General features: G+C 44.8%; 29 protein-coding genes and 1 pseudogene. 13 read left to right on the top strand and 17 right to left on the bottom strand.

Annotated features, from left to right (window positions below):
- Nucleotides 1-16: 16 nt before the first annotated feature.
- Both IM792_RS02805 and IM792_RS02800 read right to left on the bottom strand, forming a co-directional pair.
- Nucleotides 17-235 carry a hypothetical protein gene (locus tag IM792_RS02805; RefSeq protein ID WP_194100142.1) on the bottom strand — a complete coding sequence of 73 codons (219 nt, stop codon included), beginning with the start codon at nt 233-235 and terminating at the stop codon, nt 17-19.
- A gap of 423 nt (nt 236-658) precedes the next feature.
- Nucleotides 659-1,156 (bottom strand): hypothetical protein, encoded by a 498-nt coding sequence (locus IM792_RS02800; protein WP_194100141.1) that lies wholly within the window; start codon nt 1,154-1,156, stop codon nt 659-661.
- Between the two features lie 256 nt (nt 1,157-1,412).
- Here IM792_RS02800 and IM792_RS02795 point away from each other — a divergent pair, with 256 nt between their 5' ends.
- The gene (locus tag IM792_RS02795) at nt 1,413-2,348 is read left to right on the top strand and encodes a hypothetical protein (protein ID WP_194100140.1); all 936 of its coding nucleotides are present in this window, start codon (nt 1,413-1,415) and stop codon (nt 2,346-2,348) included.
- 125 nt (nt 2,349-2,473) lie between these two features.
- Here IM792_RS02795 and IM792_RS02790 read toward each other — a convergent pair whose 3' ends face one another.
- Complete coding sequence (locus IM792_RS02790) at nt 2,474-2,836, bottom strand: helix-turn-helix domain-containing protein (RefSeq protein WP_194100139.1); 363 nt, start codon at nt 2,834-2,836, stop codon at nt 2,474-2,476.
- A gap of 100 nt (nt 2,837-2,936) precedes the next feature.
- Here IM792_RS02790 and IM792_RS02785 point away from each other — a divergent pair, with 100 nt between their 5' ends.
- On the top strand, nt 2,937-3,272 hold the full coding sequence (locus tag IM792_RS02785) for an EthD domain-containing protein (RefSeq protein WP_194100138.1): 336 nt from the start codon (nt 2,937-2,939) through the stop codon (nt 3,270-3,272).
- 133 nt (nt 3,273-3,405) lie between these two features.
- On the opposite strand, the gene IM792_RS02780 is transcribed toward IM792_RS02785, so the two are convergent.
- From IM792_RS02780 to IM792_RS02745, 8 genes are all read right to left on the bottom strand, one after another.
- Nucleotides 3,406-4,314 (bottom strand): helix-turn-helix transcriptional regulator, encoded by a 909-nt coding sequence (locus tag IM792_RS02780; RefSeq protein ID WP_194100137.1) that lies wholly within the window; start codon nt 4,312-4,314, stop codon nt 3,406-3,408.
- A gap of 12 nt (nt 4,315-4,326) precedes the next feature.
- Nucleotides 4,327-4,680: a hypothetical protein gene (locus IM792_RS02775; protein WP_194100136.1), complete on the bottom strand. Its 354-nt coding sequence runs from the start codon at nt 4,678-4,680 to the stop codon at nt 4,327-4,329.
- A gap of 2 nt (nt 4,681-4,682) precedes the next feature.
- Nucleotides 4,683-4,883, bottom strand: a complete 201-nt coding sequence (locus IM792_RS02770) for a hypothetical protein (RefSeq protein WP_194100135.1) — start codon at nt 4,881-4,883, stop codon at nt 4,683-4,685.
- Nucleotides 4,884-4,903: 20 nt separating this feature from the next.
- Entirely contained in the window at nt 4,904-5,338 is a 435-nt protein-coding gene (locus IM792_RS02765) for a DUF2147 domain-containing protein (RefSeq protein WP_194100134.1), read from the bottom strand.
- A gap of 1 nt (nt 5,339) precedes the next feature.
- Nucleotides 5,340-6,131 (bottom strand): SDR family NAD(P)-dependent oxidoreductase, encoded by a 792-nt coding sequence (locus IM792_RS02760; RefSeq protein ID WP_194100133.1) that lies wholly within the window; start codon nt 6,129-6,131, stop codon nt 5,340-5,342.
- Nucleotides 6,132-6,258: 127 nt separating this feature from the next.
- Entirely contained in the window at nt 6,259-6,666 is a 408-nt protein-coding gene (locus tag IM792_RS02755; RefSeq protein ID WP_194100132.1) for a PAS domain-containing protein, read from the bottom strand.
- A gap of 40 nt (nt 6,667-6,706) precedes the next feature.
- A complete protein-coding gene (locus IM792_RS02750; RefSeq protein ID WP_228084906.1) occupies nt 6,707-7,195 on the bottom strand; it encodes a DUF1810 domain-containing protein in 489 nt (162 codons plus the stop codon).
- A 919-nt stretch (nt 7,196-8,114) separates the two neighbouring features.
- Complete coding sequence (locus IM792_RS02745; protein ID WP_194100131.1) at nt 8,115-8,651, bottom strand: hypothetical protein; 537 nt, start codon at nt 8,649-8,651, stop codon at nt 8,115-8,117.
- 156 nt (nt 8,652-8,807) lie between these two features.
- Between IM792_RS02745 and IM792_RS02740 the strand changes: the two genes are divergently transcribed.
- On the top strand, nt 8,808-9,341 hold the full coding sequence (locus tag IM792_RS02740) for a peptide-methionine (S)-S-oxide reductase (protein WP_228084905.1): 534 nt from the start codon (nt 8,808-8,810) through the stop codon (nt 9,339-9,341).
- Between the two features lie 15 nt (nt 9,342-9,356).
- Here the strand turns inward: IM792_RS02740 and IM792_RS02735 are convergent, their stop codons facing one another.
- On the bottom strand, nt 9,357-10,418 hold the full coding sequence (locus IM792_RS02735) for a hypothetical protein (protein ID WP_228084904.1): 1,062 nt from the start codon (nt 10,416-10,418) through the stop codon (nt 9,357-9,359).
- A gap of 300 nt (nt 10,419-10,718) precedes the next feature.
- Between IM792_RS02735 and IM792_RS02730 the strand changes: the two genes are divergently transcribed.
- Complete coding sequence (locus tag IM792_RS02730) at nt 10,719-11,255, top strand: ferritin-like domain-containing protein (RefSeq protein ID WP_194100129.1); 537 nt, start codon at nt 10,719-10,721, stop codon at nt 11,253-11,255.
- A gap of 2 nt (nt 11,256-11,257) precedes the next feature.
- On the top strand, nt 11,258-13,414 hold the full coding sequence (locus IM792_RS02725) for a catalase (protein ID WP_194100128.1): 2,157 nt from the start codon (nt 11,258-11,260) through the stop codon (nt 13,412-13,414).
- Between the two features lie 25 nt (nt 13,415-13,439).
- Here IM792_RS02725 and IM792_RS02720 read toward each other — a convergent pair whose 3' ends face one another.
- Entirely contained in the window at nt 13,440-13,922 is a 483-nt protein-coding gene (locus tag IM792_RS02720; protein ID WP_228084903.1) for an ankyrin repeat domain-containing protein, read from the bottom strand.
- A gap of 259 nt (nt 13,923-14,181) precedes the next feature.
- Between IM792_RS02720 and IM792_RS02715 the strand changes: the two genes are divergently transcribed.
- The 4 genes from IM792_RS02715 (at nt 14,182) to IM792_RS02705 (ending at nt 15,716) form a co-directional block, all read left to right on the top strand.
- Nucleotides 14,182-14,508: a hypothetical protein gene (locus tag IM792_RS02715; RefSeq protein ID WP_194100127.1), complete on the top strand. Its 327-nt coding sequence runs from the start codon at nt 14,182-14,184 to the stop codon at nt 14,506-14,508.
- 181 nt (nt 14,509-14,689) lie between these two features.
- A complete protein-coding gene (locus IM792_RS02710) occupies nt 14,690-15,073 on the top strand; it encodes a hypothetical protein (RefSeq protein ID WP_194100126.1) in 384 nt (127 codons plus the stop codon).
- Nucleotides 15,074-15,084: 11 nt separating this feature from the next.
- Nucleotides 15,085-15,216 carry a hypothetical protein gene (locus IM792_RS21370; protein WP_255521431.1) on the top strand — a complete coding sequence of 44 codons (132 nt, stop codon included), beginning with the start codon at nt 15,085-15,087 and terminating at the stop codon, nt 15,214-15,216.
- 317 nt (nt 15,217-15,533) lie between these two features.
- Nucleotides 15,534-15,716 (top strand): helix-turn-helix transcriptional regulator, encoded by a 183-nt coding sequence (locus IM792_RS02705; protein ID WP_194100125.1) that lies wholly within the window; start codon nt 15,534-15,536, stop codon nt 15,714-15,716.
- A 16-nt stretch (nt 15,717-15,732) separates the two neighbouring features.
- On the opposite strand, the gene IM792_RS02700 is transcribed toward IM792_RS02705, so the two are convergent.
- Nucleotides 15,733-15,921 carry a hypothetical protein gene (locus IM792_RS02700; protein WP_194100124.1) on the bottom strand — a complete coding sequence of 63 codons (189 nt, stop codon included), beginning with the start codon at nt 15,919-15,921 and terminating at the stop codon, nt 15,733-15,735.
- Between the two features lie 187 nt (nt 15,922-16,108).
- Between IM792_RS02700 and IM792_RS02695 the strand changes: the two genes are divergently transcribed.
- From IM792_RS02695 to IM792_RS02680, 4 genes are read left to right on the top strand one after another with little or no spacing between them, the layout of a single operon-like run.
- A complete protein-coding gene (locus IM792_RS02695; protein WP_194100123.1) occupies nt 16,109-16,363 on the top strand; it encodes a hypothetical protein in 255 nt (84 codons plus the stop codon).
- A gap of 7 nt (nt 16,364-16,370) precedes the next feature.
- Nucleotides 16,371-17,090, top strand: coding sequence for an Error-prone repair protein ImuA (locus IM792_RS02690; protein WP_194100122.1), 720 nt, complete (start codon nt 16,371-16,373; stop codon nt 17,088-17,090).
- Between the two features lie 3 nt (nt 17,091-17,093).
- Complete coding sequence (locus IM792_RS02685) at nt 17,094-18,590, top strand: DNA polymerase Y family protein (RefSeq protein WP_194100121.1); 1,497 nt, start codon at nt 17,094-17,096, stop codon at nt 18,588-18,590.
- A gap of 26 nt (nt 18,591-18,616) precedes the next feature.
- Nucleotides 18,617-21,811 carry an error-prone DNA polymerase gene (locus IM792_RS02680; protein ID WP_347343787.1) on the top strand — a complete coding sequence of 1,065 codons (3,195 nt, stop codon included), beginning with the start codon at nt 18,617-18,619 and terminating at the stop codon, nt 21,809-21,811.
- A 204-nt stretch (nt 21,812-22,015) separates the two neighbouring features.
- On the opposite strand, the gene IM792_RS02675 is transcribed toward IM792_RS02680, so the two are convergent.
- The 3 genes and pseudogenes from IM792_RS02675 to IM792_RS02665 form a co-directional block, all read right to left on the bottom strand.
- Nucleotides 22,016-22,174: a DUF2256 domain-containing protein gene (locus IM792_RS02675; RefSeq protein ID WP_194100120.1), complete on the bottom strand. Its 159-nt coding sequence runs from the start codon at nt 22,172-22,174 to the stop codon at nt 22,016-22,018.
- On the bottom strand, nt 22,161-22,529 hold the full coding sequence (locus tag IM792_RS02670; RefSeq protein WP_347343786.1) for a DUF4385 family protein: 369 nt from the start codon (nt 22,527-22,529) through the stop codon (nt 22,161-22,163). Before IM792_RS02670 ends, IM792_RS02675 begins: the two co-directional genes overlap by 14 nt.
- A gap of 110 nt (nt 22,530-22,639) precedes the next feature.
- Nucleotides 22,640-23,025, bottom strand: a pseudogene (locus tag IM792_RS02665) (TraR/DksA C4-type zinc finger protein).
- Nucleotides 23,026-23,097 lie beyond the last annotated feature (72 nt).

Genomic DNA, 23,097 nt, shown 5'->3' with positions numbered 1-23,097 from the left:
TATTCTCCTGTAATTACTATTGTTTTGCTAACAACCATATGGCTACAGCGTAAACCACATTTATAAGCACGTTTACATAGGCAAATAAAGTAATGATCTGGTTAGCTACTAAATACTTATCCGCACCTACAAAAAATGAAGCCTCGTATATAATTTGATAAGTAAAAAACACGATGAACGCCAGGCATACCAAAAAAACAGGGTTACGCAATAGTGCGCTTCGTTGATTTACCATAAGTACATTGATCAGGTTTATACTTAACAGCACAATAATAAATGCATAAAATACCCTGAAATACGGTACAAAATTGTACAGATTTTGTAGGAGGATATTCTCCACCAACCAAACTAATACACATATTATAGTTAATGCTAAACAGAACGATCCATACCGTTTATTTTGCCACAGGTAAAATTGATAAACGATTAAGCAACACTCGCATAAACTATAAATTTTGATGACCGGCGCATTGCTGATGTTCAGATATTTTATAATGCAAAAACTGCTTACCTCTGCTATAAATGCGAGCATCAGCATTAAAAAAAAGGGCAACCAGTTGCGCTTTAGTTTTCTCGCCATCAGTAAAGCGGTAGCAATTGGTATTAAAACCGATTCGCTGAGCACAAAGGTGAACACCGTATTCATGGCCAGTATAATTTATTTGATTGGCCCGGTGGCGCTGCACATGGTTGGGCACCGTTGTCCGGCCTCTAATACCATGGCCGACTTAACCGCCCCATCAGGAGTTGACCCTTCACTATTTGTTATGTCATTACCTTTATCATCAACCCCAACCAGCACCAGGCGGATCAGTCCTTTATCATCCTGCCCAAGATATATACGTACACCTTTAGTACCTTTTTGATTAAGCAATAACGCTATCGCGTCACGGTTAAAGAGCTCAGCATCGGGGAGGTTGAAATTTTGATCAAGATAGTCAGACCCGCCGAGTTGTCTGATCAATTTCATTTTTCCCAAACGGTAGCCCGCTGTTAATTGCGCCGCTTTGCGTACAGAGATCACGTGTTTTGATGCGTTACGTTCGTCATAAGGAATTGTACCGGAGTCGGGAGTTGGTGTGTTGCAGCCTGTGAACATTAATGTTGCAGAAAATGCCAGGCATAAAAAAGCGATTGAGGTTTTAATGGTGATCATTATTTATGGTGTGTTTAGATGTTTATAATTTAGACGGCCGATGTTATCTATGGGGTACTATTCTTATCTAATTTATCCCAAACACAGGCAATCACTTAGCGTAGCCTTACGCAAAATATATACGTAGTTCTACGCATCACATTCCGTAGCCATACTGCTTATTTTCCAGCCAATTAGCTTCAATTTTGGATTGTTGGTTCGCTGATAAAGAATTAATTAATCTACAAAAAAACAAACTATTAAAAACACCAAAATCATGAAAATTTTTTTCTCAGTATTATGCTTAAGCGCACTGTTATTCACCGCCTGCAAAAAAAACAATGATGTTCAACCAGCCAGCGCCGATGCGGCTAATGAAAACAGCAAATTAGCTGTTGATGCTACGTATGCGTCTTACAAAGTAATAGCTGGGGCTTCAGGTCAATCCGGCTTCCAAAACGGCAATGGCAATAAGGCGCGTTTTAATTCTCCGCGGGGGATTTGGGTAAACAAGGACGGTTCATTGCTGGTTGCGGATCACAGCAATGACGCGATCAGGAAATTAACATCTGACACCGTTGTCACCACTTTAAACGTACCCAAAACCAGTAACAACGAATCACTTTCGGGTCCGGATGGAATCGCTGCATTAAATGACGGTACCGTTGGAATGACCGATGGCAACGGGATATGGTTCTATAAACCCAACAACAACACCCTAAGCCATTACATCACTAACTTTCATGAATCAATTACCGACATTGATGCTAACCCGGATGGATCGTATTTTTGGTTCACTAATAATTACAAATTGGGCTACACTCAAGGAAACAATGTGTGGGAAGCAAAATATAGTGTTAATGACACTGACTATGACCCGCTTTACTCTGTTTCCGCTTGCGCTAATGGCAGAAAATATACAATCGGCTACGAAAACATTTATGCGCTGAATGCGGATGGAAGCCACTCTACATTGTTCCCCTATCTTACCTTCAAAGGCTTAGGTGATATTGTGGTTTCAAAAGATGGCAGTAAAATATATTTTATTGAGAATGGTGATATTAAAATGATTGAGAACTGTTACCGCTGCCAGATAAAAAAGACCACTTTGGCCATCCGTACCAAAGCGTCATACCTTGCTTTAGCAAACAGCGGCAGGTTCCTTTACTTTACCAGCAGTTATTATAATACCGTTAATAAACTTACGCTATAAATCACAATTGGGTTATCTTTTATCACAAAGCACCTTCAATAAGCATTTGGGGGTGCTTTGTATCTAAATCTCATTTTATAAAATTGTTGTCCGTGTAAGTTGCTTACAGATTATATCGGCATTCATTAATCATCCTCAACCTGTTCCTGAAGTGCTTTTTCCAGAACCGTTCTGTTATCCTCGCCCCATGTTTCAAGTGTAACGATAATGGGAACCAGGCTTTGCCCCAATTCGGTGAGTACATACTCCACTTTGGGGACCTTTGTATCGAAGACTTTCTTGTCGACAAACCCGTGCCTGACCAATTCATTCAGCTGGTTCGTCAACACACGCCTGTCCGCAGTGCCTATCTTTCGTTGTAACTCACCTGGCCGTTTGAGCCCCGCTGAAATGTAATAGATCAGCATAAGTTTCCATTTACCATTCAATAATTCTTTGAACAGGTGAAGGCCACAATCTAACCTAAGCGGGATCTTTTTTTCATACATAATTCCCTGTGTTATATCCCCTGATCAGCATAGTGATTAATTTGTGCTTACTTGACCCTGAAGCTGAGTTGCGATAGTTTTGCCTTAAAAAAACAAAGATATGATCAAATTTTCATTTTTAATTACAAGGCTGCCAGGGATGAGTCTGGACGCATTTGTCGATCATCACAAAAACAAGCATGCCCCGTTATTCTCCTCTATACCTGAAACGCAGCAATACGTTCTTAGGTATGTCGTAAGCCACCCGATCATTGAACCGGGTTTTCCGGAACCTTCTTACGACGCGATGACAGATATCTACTTCGACTCCTTTAAGGACTATCACCAGTTTTTTTCCTCAGAGAATTTCCTGAAAACTGTTCAACCGGATCACGCTAATTTTTTTGATGAAAGCAAAGTTGTTATGTTGGTCACGAAAGAAACTACCGTTATATAATCAAAAAGGGTTGCGTGGATCTAACGGAGGAAGCGGTATTTCATCTGATCTGATAATCAGATCAGATGAAATGACTTTAAAATTGCTTTCTTCGTTAACCCTCCATAGCAACGAACGGGTCTAATGACGCAAGTCAATTGAAAGATGCCCTGAACTCCAGCGGCGACAGTTTGGTCTTACTTTTAAATAATTTACTGAATGACTGGGAATGTTCAAAGCCTAAACTATAGGCGATCTCGCTCACTGATAGTTCGGTGGTGGAAAGCTTCTCTTTGGCTTTCTCGATCAGCTTTTTATGAATCATCTGCTGTGTGGTTTGCCCGGTAAGTTGTTTCAACAAACTACTCAGGTATTTAGAGGAGATATTCAGTGTATCAGCAAGATATTGCACTGTAGGTACTCCCTTAAAAAGCAAAGCTTCATCATTGAGGTACCCGGTCAATACTTCCTCTAACCGGTCCAGTATCTTACTGTTCGTTATCTTGCGGGTAATGAACTGGCGTTGGTAAAAACGTTCGGCATAGTTCAGCAGTGTTTCCAGATTCGAAATAATAATATCCTGACTGAATTTATCGATGTTGGAATGATACTCATTTCTGATGTTCCTGATAATGTCATTGATAACGGTTTCTTCTTTATCAGATAAAAAAAGTGCTTCATTAGTGGCATAACCAAAATAATCGTATTTCCTGATCTTGGATGCAAGCGATGTGTTCCATAGAAAATCCGGGTGAATAAAAAGCATCCAGCCTTCCAGGTTTGGCGGCACGCCGTTCTCCTCACCACGCAGGATCTGGCCCGGAGCCATGAACCCCATTAAACCTTCATCAAAATCATATTTCTGCTGCCCGTAAAAAAGATTGTCGCAGCCCCGTTTCATAGATATCACATACAGGTCGAATATCACGGCATCGATGTCGTGGTCATTTTTAAATCCTTCGAGGTCAACAATGCTGATCAGCGGATGGTGAGGCTTGGGCAGCCCCATTAAACGGTGGATCTCTGTTATCGAACTTATTCTATTTGGCGTAGCCTTGGACATGTGGCAATTTAGTTAATTTTTAAAGGGATATTTCAGCCAGGTCATGATCAGCGGCATGGCTAAGAACGGGATCTCGATCAATGCGATCCGGTAATTACCCGCGTGTAAAGCCAGTCCCATGATCATGACAATAGACATGGCATTCAGCATGTTCCCCAAAAAGAATGTTTTTGGGATAAGCAAAAGTATGCCAACGGCCACCGTCAAAAACACAAAGACAGGAACAGCGGACCTGTTGATACCCAAGCTGGTCATCATGGTAAGCGATGCCGGATTACTCTGATAATGCGCGGTATCCCACGCATGTTTAAAGCTGAGCGATACGGAAACCACCAGCAATGCTAAAGAGATAATATTTTTGACCATGATCATTTCAGGATATGTGTATTGATGATATAACCCATTATTAATGCCAGCGGTATACCGATCATGGCACTGGTTAATGCTCTTTTTGCTTTGTTGGGATATTGCTTCCTGTGTTTAAAGTACAGGAAAAAACCTACAGGTGGTATGGCATTACAAACCATGAACCAAAACCTCGACAGCTTGTCGTCGTGTATATCTTTCATATCGTTGTCTTTTAGGTTTCTTATTGTACACGTTTCCATTTGAATGTCTTTCCCAGCATAGGTACACCTTTATACCCCCGCGTTTCCTGGTCGTTAATACCATTTAATTTTCCTTTCAGGCTGTAGGTATTACCATCCTGAACACTATATAGCTTGCCGTCCACGTACGCTCCATCCTTATAAACGAGATCGGTAATGTGGGTCAGGCCTTCTACCGGTCTGCTTCTTAACTTTTCGTTGGGGTTTTTTATATCTTTTTTAGATGTTTTCCCGTCGGCCTCGAACATCTCATTTGACCATAGGAGTTTGGCTGAATAGGTGCTACCGGCCTTATACACCTCGATCTTGTAGTCGCTGCATTGCCAGGTGCCCAATATCTGATCGGCGGGTAATTTTTGAGCGAACGATACCATCGTTGAAAGCAGCAGCATAGCCGCAAAAATTGTTCTTTTCATGTTAGTTAGAGTTTGAGTTATTATTTAATCGCTTGAATTTTTCAAATTCTTTGTGCCCGAAGTTGATCAGGGTGCCAGGGATGATCCGGCTTACCCATTTGATGACGCCGATCAGGAATGGCCTGAGTTCGGGCTTGTCTTTTTGTAACCCTTTGATGGCGACGCTTACCATTTTGTTGACATCCATCATCATGGACGGGTTGGTGGGTAATACCCAATCGTTTTGTAGGTTGGTGTTCACACCCGGCGGTATCATTTCAAAGACTTTTACGTTTGTACCCTTTAATTGCAAACGCAAAGCCTGTGTGTACGCACGTACCCCTGCTTTGGAGGCGCTGTAGACCGGAGCTACAGAGTATGGCATAAAAGCGATGCCGGAGGAAACATTCACGATGGCTGCCGAATGCTTTTTGATCAGATGTGGTAAGAATTGATGCACCATTTGGATGGTTCCTGAAAGATTGATATCTATCTCGCGGGTCATGCTCTCGATGCTCTTTTCAGCTTCCTGCAGATCCAGCAGCCGCATTTCGCCTGCATTGTTGATGATGATATTCAAATCGGGGAATTGCAGTATAGCATTATAATAAAGCTGCCTGATATTTTCCGGATCGCTGACATCACTTTGAAAGATATTGACCTTCGGGAATCGCTTCTGAACAGCGAGCAGTTTATCAAGATCGCGGCCGGTAATGATAATATTGGCCCCGAGTTCAGTAAGCTGCCTTACCAATTCTAAACCGATCCCGCTGGTCCCGCCGGTAATCAGGACGGTGCTGTTTTGTAGATCCATATTTGCTGTTTTTTGTTACAGCAAAGTTGCAGCATGGCGTGCGGCGGGATGTGTGCAAAAGTCGTAAGGTTGTAGCCGAAAGGCGAATGCCCGGTCAAAAACAACAAATACAACACCTTCTGATTAATTATTCGGCAGCAAGGTCAACTTTATTAGTTTTGATAAGCAGCTGCGTTATCTCACCTGAAACATTTTCAACCGGTAAAATTTCGATTTGCCACCAGCACTCCGCCATGTGGCCGGAATTATCCAGCGGAATATTATACTGGAATACTTTGGTGGATAGTCGATTTTTAGTCGACAGTGCGGTATCAAGTGCTTCGATGAGGATAGCAGCGCCGTCGCCACCGGCAAAATTAGGGTTAAAGGCCTCCCACAGATACCACCCCGTGATGTCCCTGAAATGGGTATAGGTAGCTTCTTTATAGGCATTATTATAAGCCAAGATAGTAAAATTTGGAGCGTCGGCACGAAGCAATATCACCGGCTGAGGTGATTTGAAGCAATCTACTATCGTGGCATCATTAAACTTCATTTTATTTCCCCTCTCCTATTCCTCTATTAACTTAGCCTTTTCAGGTACGATGTCCGGCTTCTCCGGAGATCATCTGCAATGTCTTCAGATCCGGGTCGCCACCGAAATATTTGCGTAGAACTTGTAAAAACACGGGATCAGCACTCTGTACAGCGCTGAACAAAGTCATACTTGATCTTAACTTCATATCATCAGGGCTTCCGAAAATCAGGGTTGCATTTGTGCTATCAAGCTTTATTAATTCCTGGCAGATATGTACAACTCTATAACCCAACACAGGGTCGTCCAAATAAGCTTTTGCTTCTTCCATATCTTTAATCCCGTAATATTGCGATGTGGTACTAACCCCTAAGCCTTTCAGTTGCGGGAAGATATACCACATCCAGTGTGTGCGCTTCCTGCCTTTACGAACTTCTTCCAGTGCAATGGCATAGTCACTTTGTTGTGCCTCCATAAAGCGTTGAAGTGGGGCTGTTCCCATGATTAAACAATTCACTTTTTGATCATCCTGAAATGCTTTATACCGCATCGGATTTAATTTATAATTGACTTACTTTCTTAACAATATATAAAAGCAAAGGTTTTATAACGATAGTGATGTGTTACCGTGTTGGCTTAGTGCGTTGCCGATTCGGTTTATGCCTGTCTGTAGAATTATTCGGATTCCGGCTAACCCAACGATAACATAGATACTCACAAAATATGTTATTCATAAATAATTCTGAAAGCGGGCATTTCGGGGCGATGGAACAACCGCAATTATTGGCCGATGATCTGCGAAACTTCGTAAAATATTTAAGCAAGCTTTAGCACGACTTGAATGATTGCGAAAGCCGCAATTAACAAAAGCCTCAAAAAACTCGTTGTGTGGGGCTTTCAATTATACCTTATAAACTTCAAATAAATTTTTAGTGCTTAATTGTTACCTAAATGTGTAAACCTACTTAAAGCGTATGCGTATACAACGTAATAAACATTGAGGTTGTTGATTATGAAGGACGAGTTTGCGATAGCCATACCTGTAGATGATTTGCGGAGATTAAGTGATTCAGATTTTGAACCCAAAGACTTAATCAGAAGTTTGTTTGAGGACGAAGAAAATGACGAGGTATTGAAGACCAATTGTCTTTATTATCATTGCAACAATATTGGGTTTGTAACGATTAAAAATTTCGATTTAGAATTTACTAATTTCGATAGGACTTCGTTAGCCGGGAATCTCATCTGCAATTTTACGATTGATCATTATTTCCATTCCAATAATTGCCATTTAAGAAATGAGGAAACCATACGATGGGAATACCAGATTTGTGTAGATAAACAAATGGTTAGATTTTGGGCCCAGGAATTGGCTAATACAGCATGATTGCTGATTAAATAAAATCACTTTGGCCTTATAATATAAATTTATAGGATACTTAGTTTGTTTTTATCAAAGTCGAAGCAACCTATAGTCGTTTTAAACTTCTTTCAATCAGGGATAATAGCTCATGACGCAACTCTGGGTCACCCTTTTCCATCGAGATGACGAGCTTCTGTTTTCTCCGCAAATATGCGCATGCCTTATGCCGTTGATAAAGCATTACCCAATGAATATTATAAATCAGATCTGCATACTTAACTGTTTGCGCATCGGCACTTATTGCAGACAGCCTTTGCGATTCTAATTTCTTGCGTTCTTTTTTACCAATATTCGGAAATGCCTGCTTAGTAAAAACATCCGTTAATTCATTTACACAGCCCGTAATATGTACTGCCTGAAAACGAGTATATCCAAAGGCGAGTAATTGTGTATGTAATTCTTCTGATGAAACGTTTGTTTTCTCAAGTAAGTCATGACAAAGGCCGATCTCATATCCCAAAGGCACGATCGCACCTGCCCTTTCAGCCACAAACATCAGATGTTCTTCATAAGGCCGATCTGTACCCCGAACCATTTGCCTTTGATGTTTGCACTTAATCCAATGCAGTAATTGTTCACGCATTATGGGCACTGTTTTGTCTATTGGCTGAGCAGACGTGTTTTATGTCTTGTAGCCCTCTATTTCCCATTAAGATATACATCACCTCTCCAATGATCGGCTCATTTTCAATTACCAGTACTGTTCTTTTCATGACCATAGCAAAACAATTTTCACGCCATGGTAAATAAAACCACCAACATTTTTGCGTGTTTAGTATACATGGAATTAACAGGTTTTGGAGGAAGCTGCCATTGGTGTACCGAAGCTATTTTTCGCTCCCTGCGCGGGGTAGAGAAGGTAGAACAAGGGTGGATTGCCACTGATGGTGATGGTAAAGACTTTTCAGAAGCTGTTATTGTTCATTACGAGCCAGCCATTATATCGCTCCCGACATTGATCGAGGTGCATTTATATACCCATAGCTGTACCGCTCAGCATTCTATGAGAGATAAATACCGCTCAGCCATTTACACATTTAATGACACCCAAAGTGTTACAGCCAAAAAAGCTATCAATGATCTGCAAGCAGAATTTAAAGAACCGATCATCACGAAAGTAATTCCATTCGGTGAATTTAAACTGAACGAGGAACAGTACCTGGACTATTATTACCGAGACCCGGACAAACCATTCTGCCGCAACATCATTTATCCCAAACTTCAATTACTGCTCCGGCAATTCGGCGATCGGATTGGGCCTGGAATTCGTTAATCTATAATACAATATTTAGACCTTGTACGGTAATGATTTGGTGCTGATATATTTACCAATATCTGTAAGCAACGCACAGCCACTATTCCATCTTTTAACCTGATTTATCCGTTTTATATCCGGTCTGTTTTTGATCTCGAGATCGGGCTGATAGTAATCCGTCATTACGGCTTTCATCGCATTATGGATATCAGATGTAGTTCCTTCTAATATCACATGATGGTTGGATACTACAAGATCAACCAATGCATTTGCCATGCTCGCTACATAATACGGACAGTCCCAATCATGGCGATAAGGAGCATCCCCTTTAATATTTACTTTTTGCAACGGGTGCGACAGATCTTCAATTATCTCAGCTATTGCATCCCCAAATACATTCGAATACTCGGCAATAAAATGGTTCCACCATCGTGGGTGTTGCGGCAGTTCTTTTAGCAGGGTATCGCACACCAGAACACGCGTAGGAAAATCGGGGTTTACCGGGTCCATAATTACCAGGGAAGCCCCAAAATGCCCCTCATGAGCCGAGTGCCTGCTATATATCACAAAAAATTGAAGGTCGGTTTTACCTTGATCCTTTAAGCCAGCCATTAATAGCTTAATTTCACACAAACGTTCTTCCAAAAATCCCCGTTTAAAAAGCACGTGTAAATTACCGTTAACTTCGGTTGTACAACGCCTGCTGTTTTCGTCAAAAACATTTCCGTTGGCCGGCCTGCTCACAAAATAATTACCACTGTTATATCTTACCAACTCAGAATCGGCCGGATAGGTGCTAATATCTGCAATATCCCCTGCTTCGGTTTGTTTATTGGGTTGAACGGAGCGAAAAGGGACATGCGTCAGTTCACTTTCCATTCTGCGTGCGAGATTATATATGCGCTGCTCCACCCGAGCCAATAACGGCTCGCCATTTATCGGATCGAAATAAACCTGTTCAACGCTCCGCCCTAAGTGTGACGCGATGGCTTGGTTTTTCAGCAATTCCTGCATTGGGTGATGGGTGCTCAAAAAGAAATCACGCAATGCATCATCAGCAAGGTATTTAACTACAGGTTGCTTAAATAGCAGCAAGGTGTTATTCTCCCCTTCGGTAACCCATCTACACAAAAATTTATAAACATTGCGTTCAAACCTACGGTTAGCCTTTATAGCAAGTTTAAGGGCTCGAGAACAATGGTCCATTAATTAATGCATGGGGAAATAATGCACGGTAAGCTACGAAGATTATTGACATGAGCATAGTGGTTAAATAAATAAAATTCAGTTAGTATGATTATATATTGTCGTACTCCAAACATTGTATAACCCGCTGGGTTGTAAAGATATATTTAATTATATATTAAATATATAAATTAAAAATCAACAATATCTATGAAAAAAGAGACTGGAACTGAACCGAAATTCAATGCCTTGGAAACGCCCGAAGATGATAATGCCATACTGGAATTATTCAAGGACGGCATCATGGACATTTATTGGGCCGAAAATCACCTGGTAAAAAATCTCCCAAAGATGATCGCAGCTGCGACCTCCAAAGACCTAAAAAAGGCTATTGAAAATCACCTTGAAGAAACGAAAACCCATGTAGCAAGACTGGAAGATATCTTCGGTTTGCTGAATGAAAAAGTTTTGGCGAAAAAGTGTGATGCGATGGAAGGTTTAACTAAAGAAGGGGAAGGAATAATTGAAAGCACTGAGGCAGGCACTGATGCACGGGATATAGGAATAATCCTGGCCTCACAAAAAGTGGAGCATTATGAAATTGCTACCTATGGAGGATTGGCTGCGTTGGCAACTCACTTAGGCCTCGTCGACGTAGCCGGATTGCTTAACAATACCCTGACAGAGGAGAATACTGCAGACAAAAAATTGACTGATGTAACCAAAACGATAATTAAAAAAGCATAACCATGGTCAAAAAAAATATCAAACCCGCTATTGAGCCTAACAACTTAAAAAGCGAACAATTGGGCCAGTTCAGAGATGATGCCAGCGGACAATTGATGACCACAAACACCGGCACAAGGATAAATGATGATCAAAACTCACTGAAAGCGGGCGACCGGGGCCCTTCGTTGCTTGAGGATTTTATCCTGCGCGAAAAAATAACACATTTCGATCATGAGCGCATTCCGGAACGGGTGGTACATGCCCGCGGCTCGGGCGCGCATGGGGTTTTTAAGTTGTATGAAAGCCAATCTGCGGTTACCAAGGCATTGTTTTTAAATGATACGAAAACGGAAACACCCGTGTTTGTACGTTTCTCTACCGTGGCCGGTTCCAAGGGCTCAACCGATCTTGCCAGGGATGTACGTGGTTTTGCTGTACGTTTTTATACGCAGGAAGGTAATTTTGATCTTGTTGGCAATAACATGCCTGTATTTTTTATTCAGGATGCTATAAAATTCCCTGACCTGATCCACGCGGTTAAGCCGGAACCGGATAACGAAATACCGCAGGCAGCATCAGCGCATGATACTTTCTGGGACTTTATTTCATTGATGCCTGAATCCGCTCACATGATCATGTGGGCTATGAGCGACAGGGCATTACCCCGCAGCTACCGTATGATGGAAGGTTTCGGCGTGCATACTTTCCGGTTTGTAAATGCAGACGGCGTAGCCAGTTTTGTGAAGTTCCATTGGAAGCCATTACTCGGTGTACACGCCGTTGCTTGGGATGAGGCGCAAAACATATCAGGTAAAGATCCGGATTTCCACCGTCGCGATCTATGGGACGCTATCGAAAGTGGCGCTTTCCCTGAATGGGAACTGGGCGTACAGATCATACCAGAAGCTGATGAGTTCAAATTTGAATTTGACCTGTTGGATTCAACCAAGTTAGTACCTGAAGAATTGGTACCAGTACAACGTATCGGTAAAATGACGTTAAACAGAAATCCGGATAATTTCTTTGCCGAAACAGAACAGGTCGCTTTTCATTTAGGCCACATCGTACCCGGTATTGACTTTACTAATGACCCATTGCTACAGGGCCGCTTATTCTCTTACACAGATACCCAGCTATTGCGTTTAGGCGGTCCGAACTTCCAGGAAATTCCGATAAACAGACCCGTTGTACCTGTTTATAATAACCAGCGCGACGGGCATATGCGACAGGCGATCAATAGCGGCAAAACGAGTTATCACCCTAATAGTCTTAACGGAAATTCGCCGGATCAGGCTAAAGCGAGTGAAGGTGGTTTTGTAAGTTACAACGAGCGTATCGACGCCAGCAAGATAAGGGCAAGAAGCAAAAGCTTTTTGGATCATTTCAGCCAGGCCAGGTTGTTTTTCAACAGCCAGTCGGACCCTGAAAAAAATCACATTGCTGATGCATTAAGCTTTGAATTGGGTAAGGTTAAAACCATAGCCATTCGCGAGCGAATGCTAGGCATATTATCGCTGATTGATAAAAGCCTTGCTGCAGAAGTGGCCTATGCTTTGGGCTTACACATACCTATACCGGAACTCCCCATCAATAAAAGTATTCCCGCTGATGCGCTAGTTGAGGACTATGAATCGGTACAGGTTGAAAGTACCTTAACCCAATCAGATGCATTAAGCATGGCCGGTACGATAAAAGATAGCATCCGGACCCGTAAAGTGGCTATACTCGCAGCGGATGGCGTGGATGAAAAATCTTTAGGGATCATGAAGAAGGCAATAGAAGCCCAAGGCGGCACGGTTAACATTATCGCTCCGAGGCTAGGCTTTGTTACGTCGGTGAACGATCAGCAAATACAGGTTGACGAAAGCTTTTTAACGGCCGCTTCAGTGTTATTCGATGCGGTTTACGTGCCCGCAGGGGCCAACAGTGTTGCATCGATAGAAGCAGAAGCCGACGCCGTCCATTTTTTAAATGAGGCATTTAAACACTGCAAGCCTATTGCAGCAGACACGGGTGCGATGCAAGTATTGGAAAGCACCTATTTTAGCAAGAAGATAGAAAATGATGAAGGTGTTATCGTCGGCATAAGTCCGACTGAACTTGCGACTGAATTTATAGCGGCAATCAAGAAGCATCGCTTTTGGGAACGCGAAAAGCCAAGAAAGATACCAGCCTAAAGAAAAGCCCGTACGGGCTTTTCTTTTATCCTAATATCCGTAACGCTTCTTCATTATTCTGTTGGGCGGCAATGTCATAAACATTTAATCCGCGTATATCTGTAAGCGATTTATCGGCTCCGGCAAGCAGCAATAGCTGCAATATTTTATTTCTACCGAACATCGCGGCAAACATTAAGGCTGTCCCGCCATTGCCATGCATTTGATTCAGGTCAGCTCCCCTATTTATGAGTAATTGGGCAATGTCCTCATAACCCTTAAAGCAAACCCCCATCAGCGCAGTATTACCACCAAAATCTGTACCGTTCACATTTGCGCCATGGTCTAATAAAAAACTGACCGCTTCGATTTGATTGTTATAACAAGCGATGATTAGCGGCGTATAACCCTTAACATCCTGATATTCTAAATCCGCACCATGTTGCAACAACTCCTGCATCACCTCAATCTCACCCTTCCGGGCCGCGTGTATCAAAACTTCATTATAATTTACATTTCCCATTTTCATTTATTTCTAATGAATAAATAACTATTAAAATGCCGTTCAGTTTATAATATTATTATACTGATAAAATTCATTTCAAACAGAAATTATACAAAAATGCAAGTTTCTGATTTTTTAATAATTAATACTCTCATCTCTAAAACATTGAGCGTTATCAGACGTTGCATAATAAACAATTTATATCAGAATTTTCTGAATCTAAGTATCGGTTTTAAATCCCCCACCCGAATTTACCTTCCCTGAATTCATAAACTTCACAGCAATGGAAAATAATAAGGTAATTACGGGAATCTTCATCAATTCCGAAAAAAAAGAAATTTCTGTAATTAATTTAGAAAACAACATCCGGGCAGTATGCCCCTTAATTCATTGTGATAAACCATTAGAATTCAGGCTTGACGGACACGTTTTATTTCTTGATAAAGATTCGCTGGTATATAATAAAGAGAAGAAGTATCATTTTAGAATATATGAACTTCAGTTTGCCGGAAATGGCTTAATCTTAGGTAAAATAAAAGGCGGCGATTACATCAACGTGTCAAAATCTATTGATTGGGTAACAGAACGGGTTACTTTTTACCAACAATGAGTTTCATTGCTAATCACTTATGCAGCATCAGTTTTATATAGTTTGTATATTGTTAGGTAATTCGGTTATTTAGCCTATCTTTATAAAAAACCACTTCTCACCCATCTACTGTTACTTAGACTTTACCAGGTTTGCTGACTTGTAATTTTTAAGCTTTACGCTACTAATTACCAACAAGCAAATGAAAAATATTCACTGCAAATATTATCGCGTTTTTGAAAATTCTCCTGCTATTCAGGAGATATCTGTTATTGATTTAAAACCTGCTTTAAAAGTACGGTTTAATAATGGAATGCCTACAAAAATGGCAAAAGGCAATAACCGGATAATTAATAAGTACTCCCTTTTACCACTAAAAGACAGGTTTTACGAATACACAGATAAGATTAACGCGATGGAAAAAGCCAAGAAAAACGCGCTACGTTATATCAATGCATTAACAACACAAATAACTATCGGCATAAACTCTCTAAAAAAATACCGGGAAGAGTATTATACTGAACTTAACCTTACACTAATTGACAGCAACATCAGAAAGCTCGAAAGAGAAATGAACATTAAATAATTAATTTTAATATGAGTAAAGATAAAGGCAGTAAAAACGTTAAAAAAGCCCCGGCGGTTAATGGTAAAAAATCAACTTCCGACTATCAGTCCGAAAAATCAACAGTATCTAAAATTATACCCATACCTGCAAAAAAGAAATGATGATTGATTAAACTTAAATAATCCCACGAACGAAAAGATAAGTCCCTCAATTAGTATTTTACGTCGAAAACCAGAGTGATATTATGAGGTATATATTTTGTCATTGATGATAATTTCATTTATGATGGGCTATTAACCGACAACATACGTAGGAAGGTTACGGGTGACTGGATAGCTGTAAGTGAGAAAATTCATATTTTTATTACATACGTGCATAGAGCCGGGGATGAAAGAAGAACTTCAGGGAACTTGCTAAACAGGCACAAGCCTTTAAACAGCGGAAATACCTTGTAGAAGTACCGACAACACTGATCGGTATGGTAGAGATGCAGATGTTCGAGATGAAACTCAAACAACGCGACCTCGCACAAAAACTGAACATAAGCGATTCCAAACTTTCGCTGATCATGAACGGGAAACAAAAACCGGGTGTTGACTTTTTAAAGGCGGTACACGCACAGCTTCATATCGACGCCAACTTCTTGTTAGAACATGCTTAAAAACAAGTTTGTTCTATCAGGCATCGGCAAACGCATCTGCCTGATACACCGGCACTAATATGATCAGACAATTTAGCGGCTGAATACTAAAATGGTCTGTATTCTGGTTGTATGGCCTTTGGTCAAATTTAATGTCAATCATTACCTTTAACGCAGGTATTACTTGAACATATTTTTGTTTGTCTTCATTAATTTCATCGTCCATAAATCCGTTTTCACTGTTAAAAATGCTTTACTATATTCTCCAATCGATCGGAATCTAATATCCCTATCTCTAAAAATCTAACCCTAATATATAATACTAATATTTTTAGTATTATATTTGTACCTGTATTATCATGCAGGAGTTTTATATCGATGTCGAATTACACCGGGGACTGACCCGGATACAGGTGGATGAGGTACCACCCGAGGCCTGGGCTATGCCCGGCTCTCCGCAATTCATCATTGAATACCACACCGCGGCGGGTTTCCTTACACTCACTCTGCAACTGGAAAGTGGCATATGGTCTACCGATGAACTTTACTTGCTAAGCCCGGATGAGGTTAAAGCGATCGGTTCGGCGATCAGCAACCATATGATCGTGAGCCTGACGGCTTACATGGGTCTGTTCATCCCACAATTCCGTAACCCCACTTTAAATTGATGAGCGTATGGAAACCAGCAAACAGATCATCAGTGAGCTTCGGCAGGCGCTTTTAAAATGGGAAGGCTATAAGCCACCGGTCAGCGGACAGCGCGGGCAGCTGGGGCTTGGCCCGCTGGAAAGTGTTTTCCCTAATGGAGTTTTTCCCAAAGGCAGCGTACACGAACTCGTTTGCGCCAGCAGCGAACAGGCCGCGGCTTCCGGCGGCTTTGTTTCGGGGATGTTATCCCTGCTGATGCCGCCGGGAGGTGTTTGTGTATGGATCGGCCGGGACCGGCGTTTATTCGCCCCTGCCCTCTCCCCTTTTGGCGTCCTGCCACACCAGGTGATCTTTATTGATCTGCTTAATGATAAGGATATACTTTGGGTGATGGAAGAAGCGCTTAAGTGTCCGGGACTGACAGCCGTGGTCTGCGAGTTGCGTGATATGGATTTCCGCCAGTCCCGGCGTTTCCAATTAGCGGTGGAACATAGCCGGGTGACGGGCTTCGTGCTGCGTAACGCGGCAGCCAAACCAGGTTCGACAGCCTGTGCCGCGCGCTGGCAGGTCAGTTCCCTACCCAGCGCGGAGCTGGACGGCCTGCCGGGTACAGGGTTTATCCGCTGGCAGGTGGAACTGCTCAAGGTGCGTAACGGGCAGACCGGCCGCTGGATATTGGAATGGCAGGAAGGACAATTCGTTCCTGTTAGTGAGATCGTAGTACAGGAAGAAAGGCAGGTAGGTTGAGCAATGCAAAAGCGATTTATGGTGATCTGGTTCCGGCATTTGCTGACGGACGGACTGGCGAAGCGACGGCATGAACTCAGGGAACTGCCTTTTGTGCTGGCTGCGCCGCAAAAGAACCGTATGGTCATTATAGCCGCCAGTTTGTTGGCGGAGCGTGATGGCGCCTTTACCGGTATGGCGGTCGCTGATGCGCGGGCGGCGGTTGCGGACCTGCTCGTTATGGATGAGCTGCCCGGACAAGCTTTTAAACTCCTGCGTTTATTGGGTTTGGGTTGTATACGCTATACCCCTATCGTCTCGGTCGACCTGCCGGATAAGCTCATACTGGACATTACCGGCTGCGCGCACCTTTGGGGTGGTGAAAGGGAATACCTGAAAGAGATCGTACTGAAACTACGCGCGGCAGGCTTTGATGCCCGGGCGGCGATCGCCGATACCATCGGTACCGCCTGGGCTGTAACACGGTTCGGTCTAAAGCATCCTGTTGTGCCTTCCGGCGGGCAGGCGGCGGCCATCTCCACTTTATCACCCGCAGCTTTACGGCTGGAAGATGATGTATTTGATCGCTTACAAAAGCTGGGATTTAAACATACGGGGCCTTTATTGGACTTGCCCACTTCAGTGTTGCGGCGGCGTTTCGGACAGGGTTTGCTGCTACGTATCGACCAAGCGCTGGGACGTGCGGAAGAATACCGTGAGCCTTTGGTGCCGCCGGTGCCTTATGCCGAACGGCTCCCCTGCCTGGAACCGGTCCGCACGGCACAGGCGATAGAGATCGCTATAGAAAAACTACTGTCAGCCTTATGTTCCCGTTTGCAGGCTGAAGGCATGGGTCTGCGTAAAGCCTTTTTAAAATGTCATCGTATAGATGGTAAAAAGATTCAAGTAGGCATTTCTACCACCAAGGGCTCTCATAGTGTTTCACATCTGTTTAAATTATTCCAGTTACAGATCGGTAAGATAGACCCCGCCCTCGGTATCGAGCTATTCGTATTGGAAGCGCCCAGCGTTGAACCCATGGAAACGGTGCAGGAACAGCTTTGGGCGGAAGCCAAAGGTCTTGGCGATGACGCCCTGGCGGAACTGCTGGACCGTATCGCAGGACGGGTCGGCGCACAGGCCATACAACGGTTTTTGCCTGTGGAGCATCACTGGCCGGAACGGTCGATTAAGCTGGCTTCATCACTGACCGAACAGCCGGAAACGGACTGGCCACGGGCGATGCGGCCTATCCGTTTGCTTCGGAACCCGGAACCCATTGAAGTAATGGCGTTGATACCGGATCATCCGCCAAAGGTATTTGTACATAAAGGCAAAAGGCATATCGTCGCTAAAGCGGACGGCCCGGAACGCATCGGGCGGGCATGGTGGCAGGACTGCGGTGAACACCGGGATTATTATGTAATAGAAGACAACGCAGGGCAGCGTTACTGGCTGTTCCGCTCGGGGCATTATGACGGCGGGGATGCCCGCTGGTACCTGCACGGATATTTTGCATAGGCAATAGATAAAGGGGGCAATAAATAATGATGGATTACGCGGAATTACAGGTCACGTCGAACTTCAGCTTTTTGCGCGGCGGTTCGCACCCGGAGGAACTGGTTGAACAAGCCTTGGTTTTAGGATATTCCGCTATCGCCATTACGGATCGTAATTCACTGGCCGGTATCGTACGGGCGCACATGGCGGCGAAAAAAGCGGGCATCCGTTTTATCCCCGCCTGCCGCCTGGATCTAATGGATGGCAGCAGTTTACTGGCCTACCCGACCGATCATGCGGCCTATGCGCGTTTGTCCGCTTTGTTAACGCTGGGCAACTTGCGCGCCGAGAAAGGAAAGTGCATCTTATATAAGGCTGATGTCTATCAGCATGCGGAAGGCATGTTATTCATGGCCATTCCGCCGGAAAAACTGGGGGCACGGTTTGAACTGGATGCCGGTTTTTTAGCGGATCTGGCTGAATATCGAAAGCAGTTCGGGGCTTCATTGTACCTGTCCACTTCTTTTACCTATGAAGGGCAGGATGCCAAACGCCTGTTCCGCCTGGCAGAAACGGGTGTACCATTGGTGGCCACGGGTGATGTTCATTACCATATAGCGGAACGCCGGGAATTACAGGATGTCCTCACCTGTATACGTGAAAAATGCACCATCCATAACGCGGGCTTTAAGCTCCATCCTAACGCGGAGCGTTATCTTAAACCACGGGATGAAATGCACCGGCTCTTCCTGCGCTACCCTCAAGCGCTGGATAACGGGCTGATTATCGCTGACCTTTGCCGATTTTCACTTGATGAACTGAAATACCTGGAACCGGAAGAAAAACCGGTTGATGGGCTAAGTTCCCAGCAGCGCCTGGAGCGGCTGGCTTGGGCGGGCGCCAAAGAGCGCTTTGGCGACCCGGTTCCGGAAAAACAGGTACAGCAGATCAACTTCGAACTGGATTTCATCGCGCGGCGAAAGCTCGCCTGGTATTTCCTGCGGGTTTACCGGTATACCCAAAAGGCGGAAGACCTGGGCATCCTGCACCAGGGGCGTGGCTCGGCAGCTAATTCGACGGTTTGTTATTGCCTGGGTATTACGGCTGTGAACCCGGCCAAATCCCGTTTGCTCTTTTCCCGTTTCATGTCGGATGCAAGGGATGAATGGCCCGACATCGATGTCGACTTTGAGCATGAACGGCGGGAGGAGATCATCCAATTTATTTATAATGACTACGGGCGTGACCGCGCGGCGATCGTGGCCACGGTGACGCAGGAGCGGCATAAGGGCGCCATCCGGGATGTGGGTAAGGCGATGGGGCTTTCGGAGGATACGATCAAACGGATCGGCGGGACGATCTGGGATTTTTCCGAGGAGGGTTTTGATGAGCAGCGCCTGCGCGACCAGGGATTGAACCCTAAAGATCCGCTCATCTATAAAGTATTGCAGCTGACCAGCCAGCTTATTGGGTTTCCCCGGCAGTTGGGGCAACATACCGGCGGTTTTGTGATCACCGAGGGAAAACTATCGGATCTCTGCCCGGTCATGAATGCGCGGATGGCCGAGCGGACTCAGGTGGAATGGAACAAGGATGACCTGGAGGATCTGGGTATCCTGAAAGTGGATGTATTGGGTTTGGGTATGCTGACCATGATCCGTAAGGCTTTTGATTTAGTCCTGCAGCATCATGGCAGAAAACTGACGCTGGCCAATGTACCGCAGGATGACCCTTTGGTTTATGAAATGATCTGCCAGGCGGATACGATCGGGGTGTTCCAGATCGAGAGCCGGGCGCAGATGTCGATGCTGCCGCGCTTGAAACCACGTGAGTTCTATGACCTGGTGATCGAGGTGGCGATAGTAAGGCCCGGGCCGATACAGGGGGATATGGTTCACCCCTACCTGCGGCGGCGTAATAAGGAGGAAGACCCGGAATATCCTAAGCCGGAACTGGAGGAAATATTAAGCCGCACACTGGGTGTACCGTTATTCCAGGAGCAGGCCATGGAGATCGCGATCGTCGCGGCGGGGTTCACCCCGGGTGAGGCGGATCAGTTACGGAGAAGCATGGCTTCCTTTAAAGCGAACGGGAAACTGCACCTCTATGAAAAGAAGATGGTGGAAGGGATGACCGCACGGGGTTATGAAGAGGACTTCGCCCGACGGGTATTTAAGCAGTTGCAGGGGTTTGAGGGTTATGGCTTCCCGGAAAGCCACGCGGCTTCCTTCGCTTTGCTGGTCTATATATCCTCCTGGCTCAAATATCATTATCCGGATGTGTTTTGCGCCGCGCTACTGAACAGCCAGCCTATGGGTTTCTACCAGCCGGCGCAGATCGTGCAGGATGCCCAAAGGCACGGTGTACTGGTGTTGCCTGTAGATGTGAACTATTCGGAGTGGGATAACACACTGGAGCAAAAGGGCGGCAAATACCTGGCAGTTCGCTTGGGTTTCCGCGAGGTCAAGGGTTTAAAGGAGGAAGATATGCTGGCGCTGGTTACCATGCGTTATGAAGGTTATAATCATATTGACCAGTTACGTGCCGCGGGCGTACCGGAAGCGGCGCTGGAAAAGCTGGCGGACGCGGATGCTTTCCGTTCCATGGGCGCTGATCGCCGCACAGCCTTATGGGAGGTTTCCGCATTGGCCGACCGGCCCGTCGGCTTGTTTGACGGGCAGTTGTCGGAAACCGTACTGGAAGAAACCGTTCCCCTGCCGCTAATGACCCGCGGCGAACATGTTGTGCAGGATTATGTATCGACGGGATTATCTTTAAAGGATCACCCGGTGGGTCTGCTGCGTGTGCAGCTGGCGAGTTTCCGCAATATCCGGGTCAGTGACCTAAGCAATTATAAGGATGGTGATTCCGTGCGTTTGGCGGGCCTGATCACGGTACGGCAACGGCCGGGTACGGCCAAGGGCGTACTATTCATGACGCTGGAGGATGAAACAGGCTCGGCGAACCTGGTGGTCTGGCAGCAGTTGTTCGATAAATACCGCAAGGAGATCGTGCAGTCCAAATTATTGATGGTTGCCGGTAAGCTACAGGTCGCTAACGGGGTAACGCACCTGGTGGTCAAACAGTGTTTCAACCTGACGGCGTTGCTGAGCGGCCTGACGAGCGCTGATCTGCCGCAAACCCTGGCGCGCGGTGATGAGGTTACCAAACCGATTGATTATGATGGCCGGTCGACGGCTCCTGTTTCAGACGCTTTTCATAAAGGGCGGAATTTTCATTGAAGGCATGTCGTTAGATATACATCCCTCTCCTAAATCAGCCTATATATTGCAGCCTTCAAACAATTATATAACGCCAAGATTAGTAGTTCCGGACACAGCACGTGGCGGGCAAGTGATATGTAGCCGTTTACCTGTTTGATAGATACAAAAAAAGTCTATGGAAAATACTATTTACGCTGCGCGTCACAAAAGGGCTGGTTTCGCTCATCTGGTCTTCAAGGAAGATGTCCGGTTTGTTCTGCATTTAGCCGAACAGTATTTGATCTCGTGCCATACTTTTTCCCATTTTTTGCGCCAACTGAAAGGACGGCCGCAAACGGCGCAGATCTTTTGCGGAAGATCGCGTTTTTTAACCCCTTTCATTTTTCCATCGTTTTTTCATAGCGGCGTAGACCGGGTTTGCTTCGGCTGCTTTCCAGCTTCGATAGAAGATAGCTGCGCCTTCGGCTTTTTCGGTTTCGCCGGTGCCGCGTTGTAGTCGCTTATAGTCCTGCTCTTTATCATACTTTTTGCCGCCTTTGTAATTGGCGTAGCGTCTGGCGCGGGTATAACCCATTTGCAAGTATTTGCGGGCCATATCGGCACCGACGAAGTCGCCTGTTTTTAGGTAAGCTTCGAACAATTTGGAGATAGCCTTGCTGCTTTCGGTCGCAATCTCGGGAGTTCTGAAACGCCAGTGCGTGCCGATCTCGCTTTTGTAGGGTTCGCAGATCAGCACGCCCTGTTCGCCTTTGCCGACGCAGTACAGTTCCGGGTGCGCGCGGTAATCGATATCCGCTTTCCACGGGTAAGCGCTATTGTCGAAGTCCAAATAGCTGGGTTTGGGCATTAGTTCTGGCGCAGCTTGGCTTCCATACTCTGGGTAGTGTGCGGTACGGCCATCAGGCGTTCTTTCTGGATAAGCTTACCGGTCGAGCGGCAGATGCCATAGGTCTTGTTGCCGATGCGCACGAGTGCGGCTTCGAGTTGTTCGATGAATTTCTTCTGACGGGCGGCCATTTGATAAACGGTTTCTTTTTCTAAGGTCGCTGCATCGTCTTCAAGGGCTGCATAGGCTCCGCCGTTATCATCGCCGTTGCTGGCGCTGCATCTAATGTGGCCATAAGATCCTTGTATTCCTGCTGGGCGACAGCCATTTTGGATAGGATAATGGCTTTGAATTCGCTGAGTTCGGTATCTGAGTAGCGGTTAGGTTTGGTGAGTGTGTTTTCCATGCTGCTACAAACCTGAAATCGGGCAAATAGTTTTGATGATCTGTCATCGTCGTGGCATAGCCCGGCCTGTTC

The sequence above is a fragment of the Mucilaginibacter sp. JRF genome, from assembly GCF_015223065.1.
Lineage (GTDB): Bacteria > Bacteroidota > Bacteroidia > Sphingobacteriales > Sphingobacteriaceae > Mucilaginibacter.
The sequence above is the reverse complement of the archived record's forward strand: the minus strand, read 5'-3'. Positions and strand labels throughout refer to the sequence as shown.

Excerpts from the sequence above, each read along its gene's own strand:
- IM792_RS02790 (WP_194100139.1), bottom strand. The coding sequence starts at position 2,836 with ATGTATGAAAAAAAGATCCCGCTTAGGTTAGATTGTGGCCTTCACCTG.
- IM792_RS02730 (WP_194100129.1), top strand. The coding sequence starts at position 10,719 with ATGAAAAAAGAGACTGGAACTGAACCGAAATTCAATGCCTTGGAAACG.
- IM792_RS02770 (WP_194100135.1), bottom strand. The coding sequence starts at position 4,883 with ATGAAAGATATACACGACGACAAGCTGTCGAGGTTTTGGTTCATGGTT.
- IM792_RS02720 (WP_228084903.1), bottom strand. The coding sequence starts at position 13,922 with ATGAAAATGGGAAATGTAAATTATAATGAAGTTTTGATACACGCGGCC.
- IM792_RS02680 (WP_347343787.1), top strand. The coding sequence starts at position 18,617 with ATGATGGATTACGCGGAATTACAGGTCACGTCGAACTTCAGCTTTTTG.
- IM792_RS02760 (WP_194100133.1), bottom strand. The coding sequence starts at position 6,131 with ATGGATCTACAAAACAGCACCGTCCTGATTACCGGCGGGACCAGCGGG.
- IM792_RS02755 (WP_194100132.1), bottom strand. The coding sequence starts at position 6,666 with ATGAAGTTTAATGATGCCACGATAGTAGATTGCTTCAAATCACCTCAG.
- IM792_RS02805 (WP_194100142.1), bottom strand. The coding sequence starts at position 235 with ATGGTAAATCAACGAAGCGCACTATTGCGTAACCCTGTTTTTTTGGTA.
- IM792_RS02800 (WP_194100141.1), bottom strand. The coding sequence starts at position 1,156 with ATGATCACCATTAAAACCTCAATCGCTTTTTTATGCCTGGCATTTTCT.
- IM792_RS02780 (WP_194100137.1), bottom strand. The coding sequence starts at position 4,314 with ATGTCCAAGGCTACGCCAAATAGAATAAGTTCGATAACAGAGATCCAC.
- IM792_RS02725 (WP_194100128.1), top strand. The coding sequence starts at position 11,258 with ATGGTCAAAAAAAATATCAAACCCGCTATTGAGCCTAACAACTTAAAA.
- IM792_RS02700 (WP_194100124.1), bottom strand. The coding sequence starts at position 15,921 with ATGGACGATGAAATTAATGAAGACAAACAAAAATATGTTCAAGTAATA.
- IM792_RS02710 (WP_194100126.1), top strand. The coding sequence starts at position 14,690 with ATGAAAAATATTCACTGCAAATATTATCGCGTTTTTGAAAATTCTCCT.
- IM792_RS02705 (WP_194100125.1), top strand. The coding sequence starts at position 15,534 with ATGGTAGAGATGCAGATGTTCGAGATGAAACTCAAACAACGCGACCTC.
- IM792_RS02775 (WP_194100136.1), bottom strand. The coding sequence starts at position 4,680 with ATGGTCAAAAATATTATCTCTTTAGCATTGCTGGTGGTTTCCGTATCG.
- IM792_RS02685 (WP_194100121.1), top strand. The coding sequence starts at position 17,094 with ATGCAAAAGCGATTTATGGTGATCTGGTTCCGGCATTTGCTGACGGAC.
- IM792_RS02675 (WP_194100120.1), bottom strand. The coding sequence starts at position 22,174 with ATGAAAGGGGTTAAAAAACGCGATCTTCCGCAAAAGATCTGCGCCGTT.
- IM792_RS02715 (WP_194100127.1), top strand. The coding sequence starts at position 14,182 with ATGGAAAATAATAAGGTAATTACGGGAATCTTCATCAATTCCGAAAAA.
- IM792_RS02750 (WP_228084906.1), bottom strand. The coding sequence starts at position 7,195 with ATGCGGTATAAAGCATTTCAGGATGATCAAAAAGTGAATTGTTTAATC.
- IM792_RS02690 (WP_194100122.1), top strand. The coding sequence starts at position 16,371 with ATGGAAACCAGCAAACAGATCATCAGTGAGCTTCGGCAGGCGCTTTTA.
- IM792_RS02765 (WP_194100134.1), bottom strand. The coding sequence starts at position 5,338 with ATGAAAAGAACAATTTTTGCGGCTATGCTGCTGCTTTCAACGATGGTA.
- IM792_RS02740 (WP_228084905.1), top strand. The coding sequence starts at position 8,808 with ATGGTAAATAAAACCACCAACATTTTTGCGTGTTTAGTATACATGGAA.
- IM792_RS02795 (WP_194100140.1), top strand. The coding sequence starts at position 1,413 with ATGAAAATTTTTTTCTCAGTATTATGCTTAAGCGCACTGTTATTCACC.
- IM792_RS02785 (WP_194100138.1), top strand. The coding sequence starts at position 2,937 with ATGATCAAATTTTCATTTTTAATTACAAGGCTGCCAGGGATGAGTCTG.
- IM792_RS21370 (WP_255521431.1), top strand. The coding sequence starts at position 15,085 with ATGAGTAAAGATAAAGGCAGTAAAAACGTTAAAAAAGCCCCGGCGGTT.
- IM792_RS02745 (WP_194100131.1), bottom strand. The coding sequence starts at position 8,651 with ATGCGTGAACAATTACTGCATTGGATTAAGTGCAAACATCAAAGGCAA.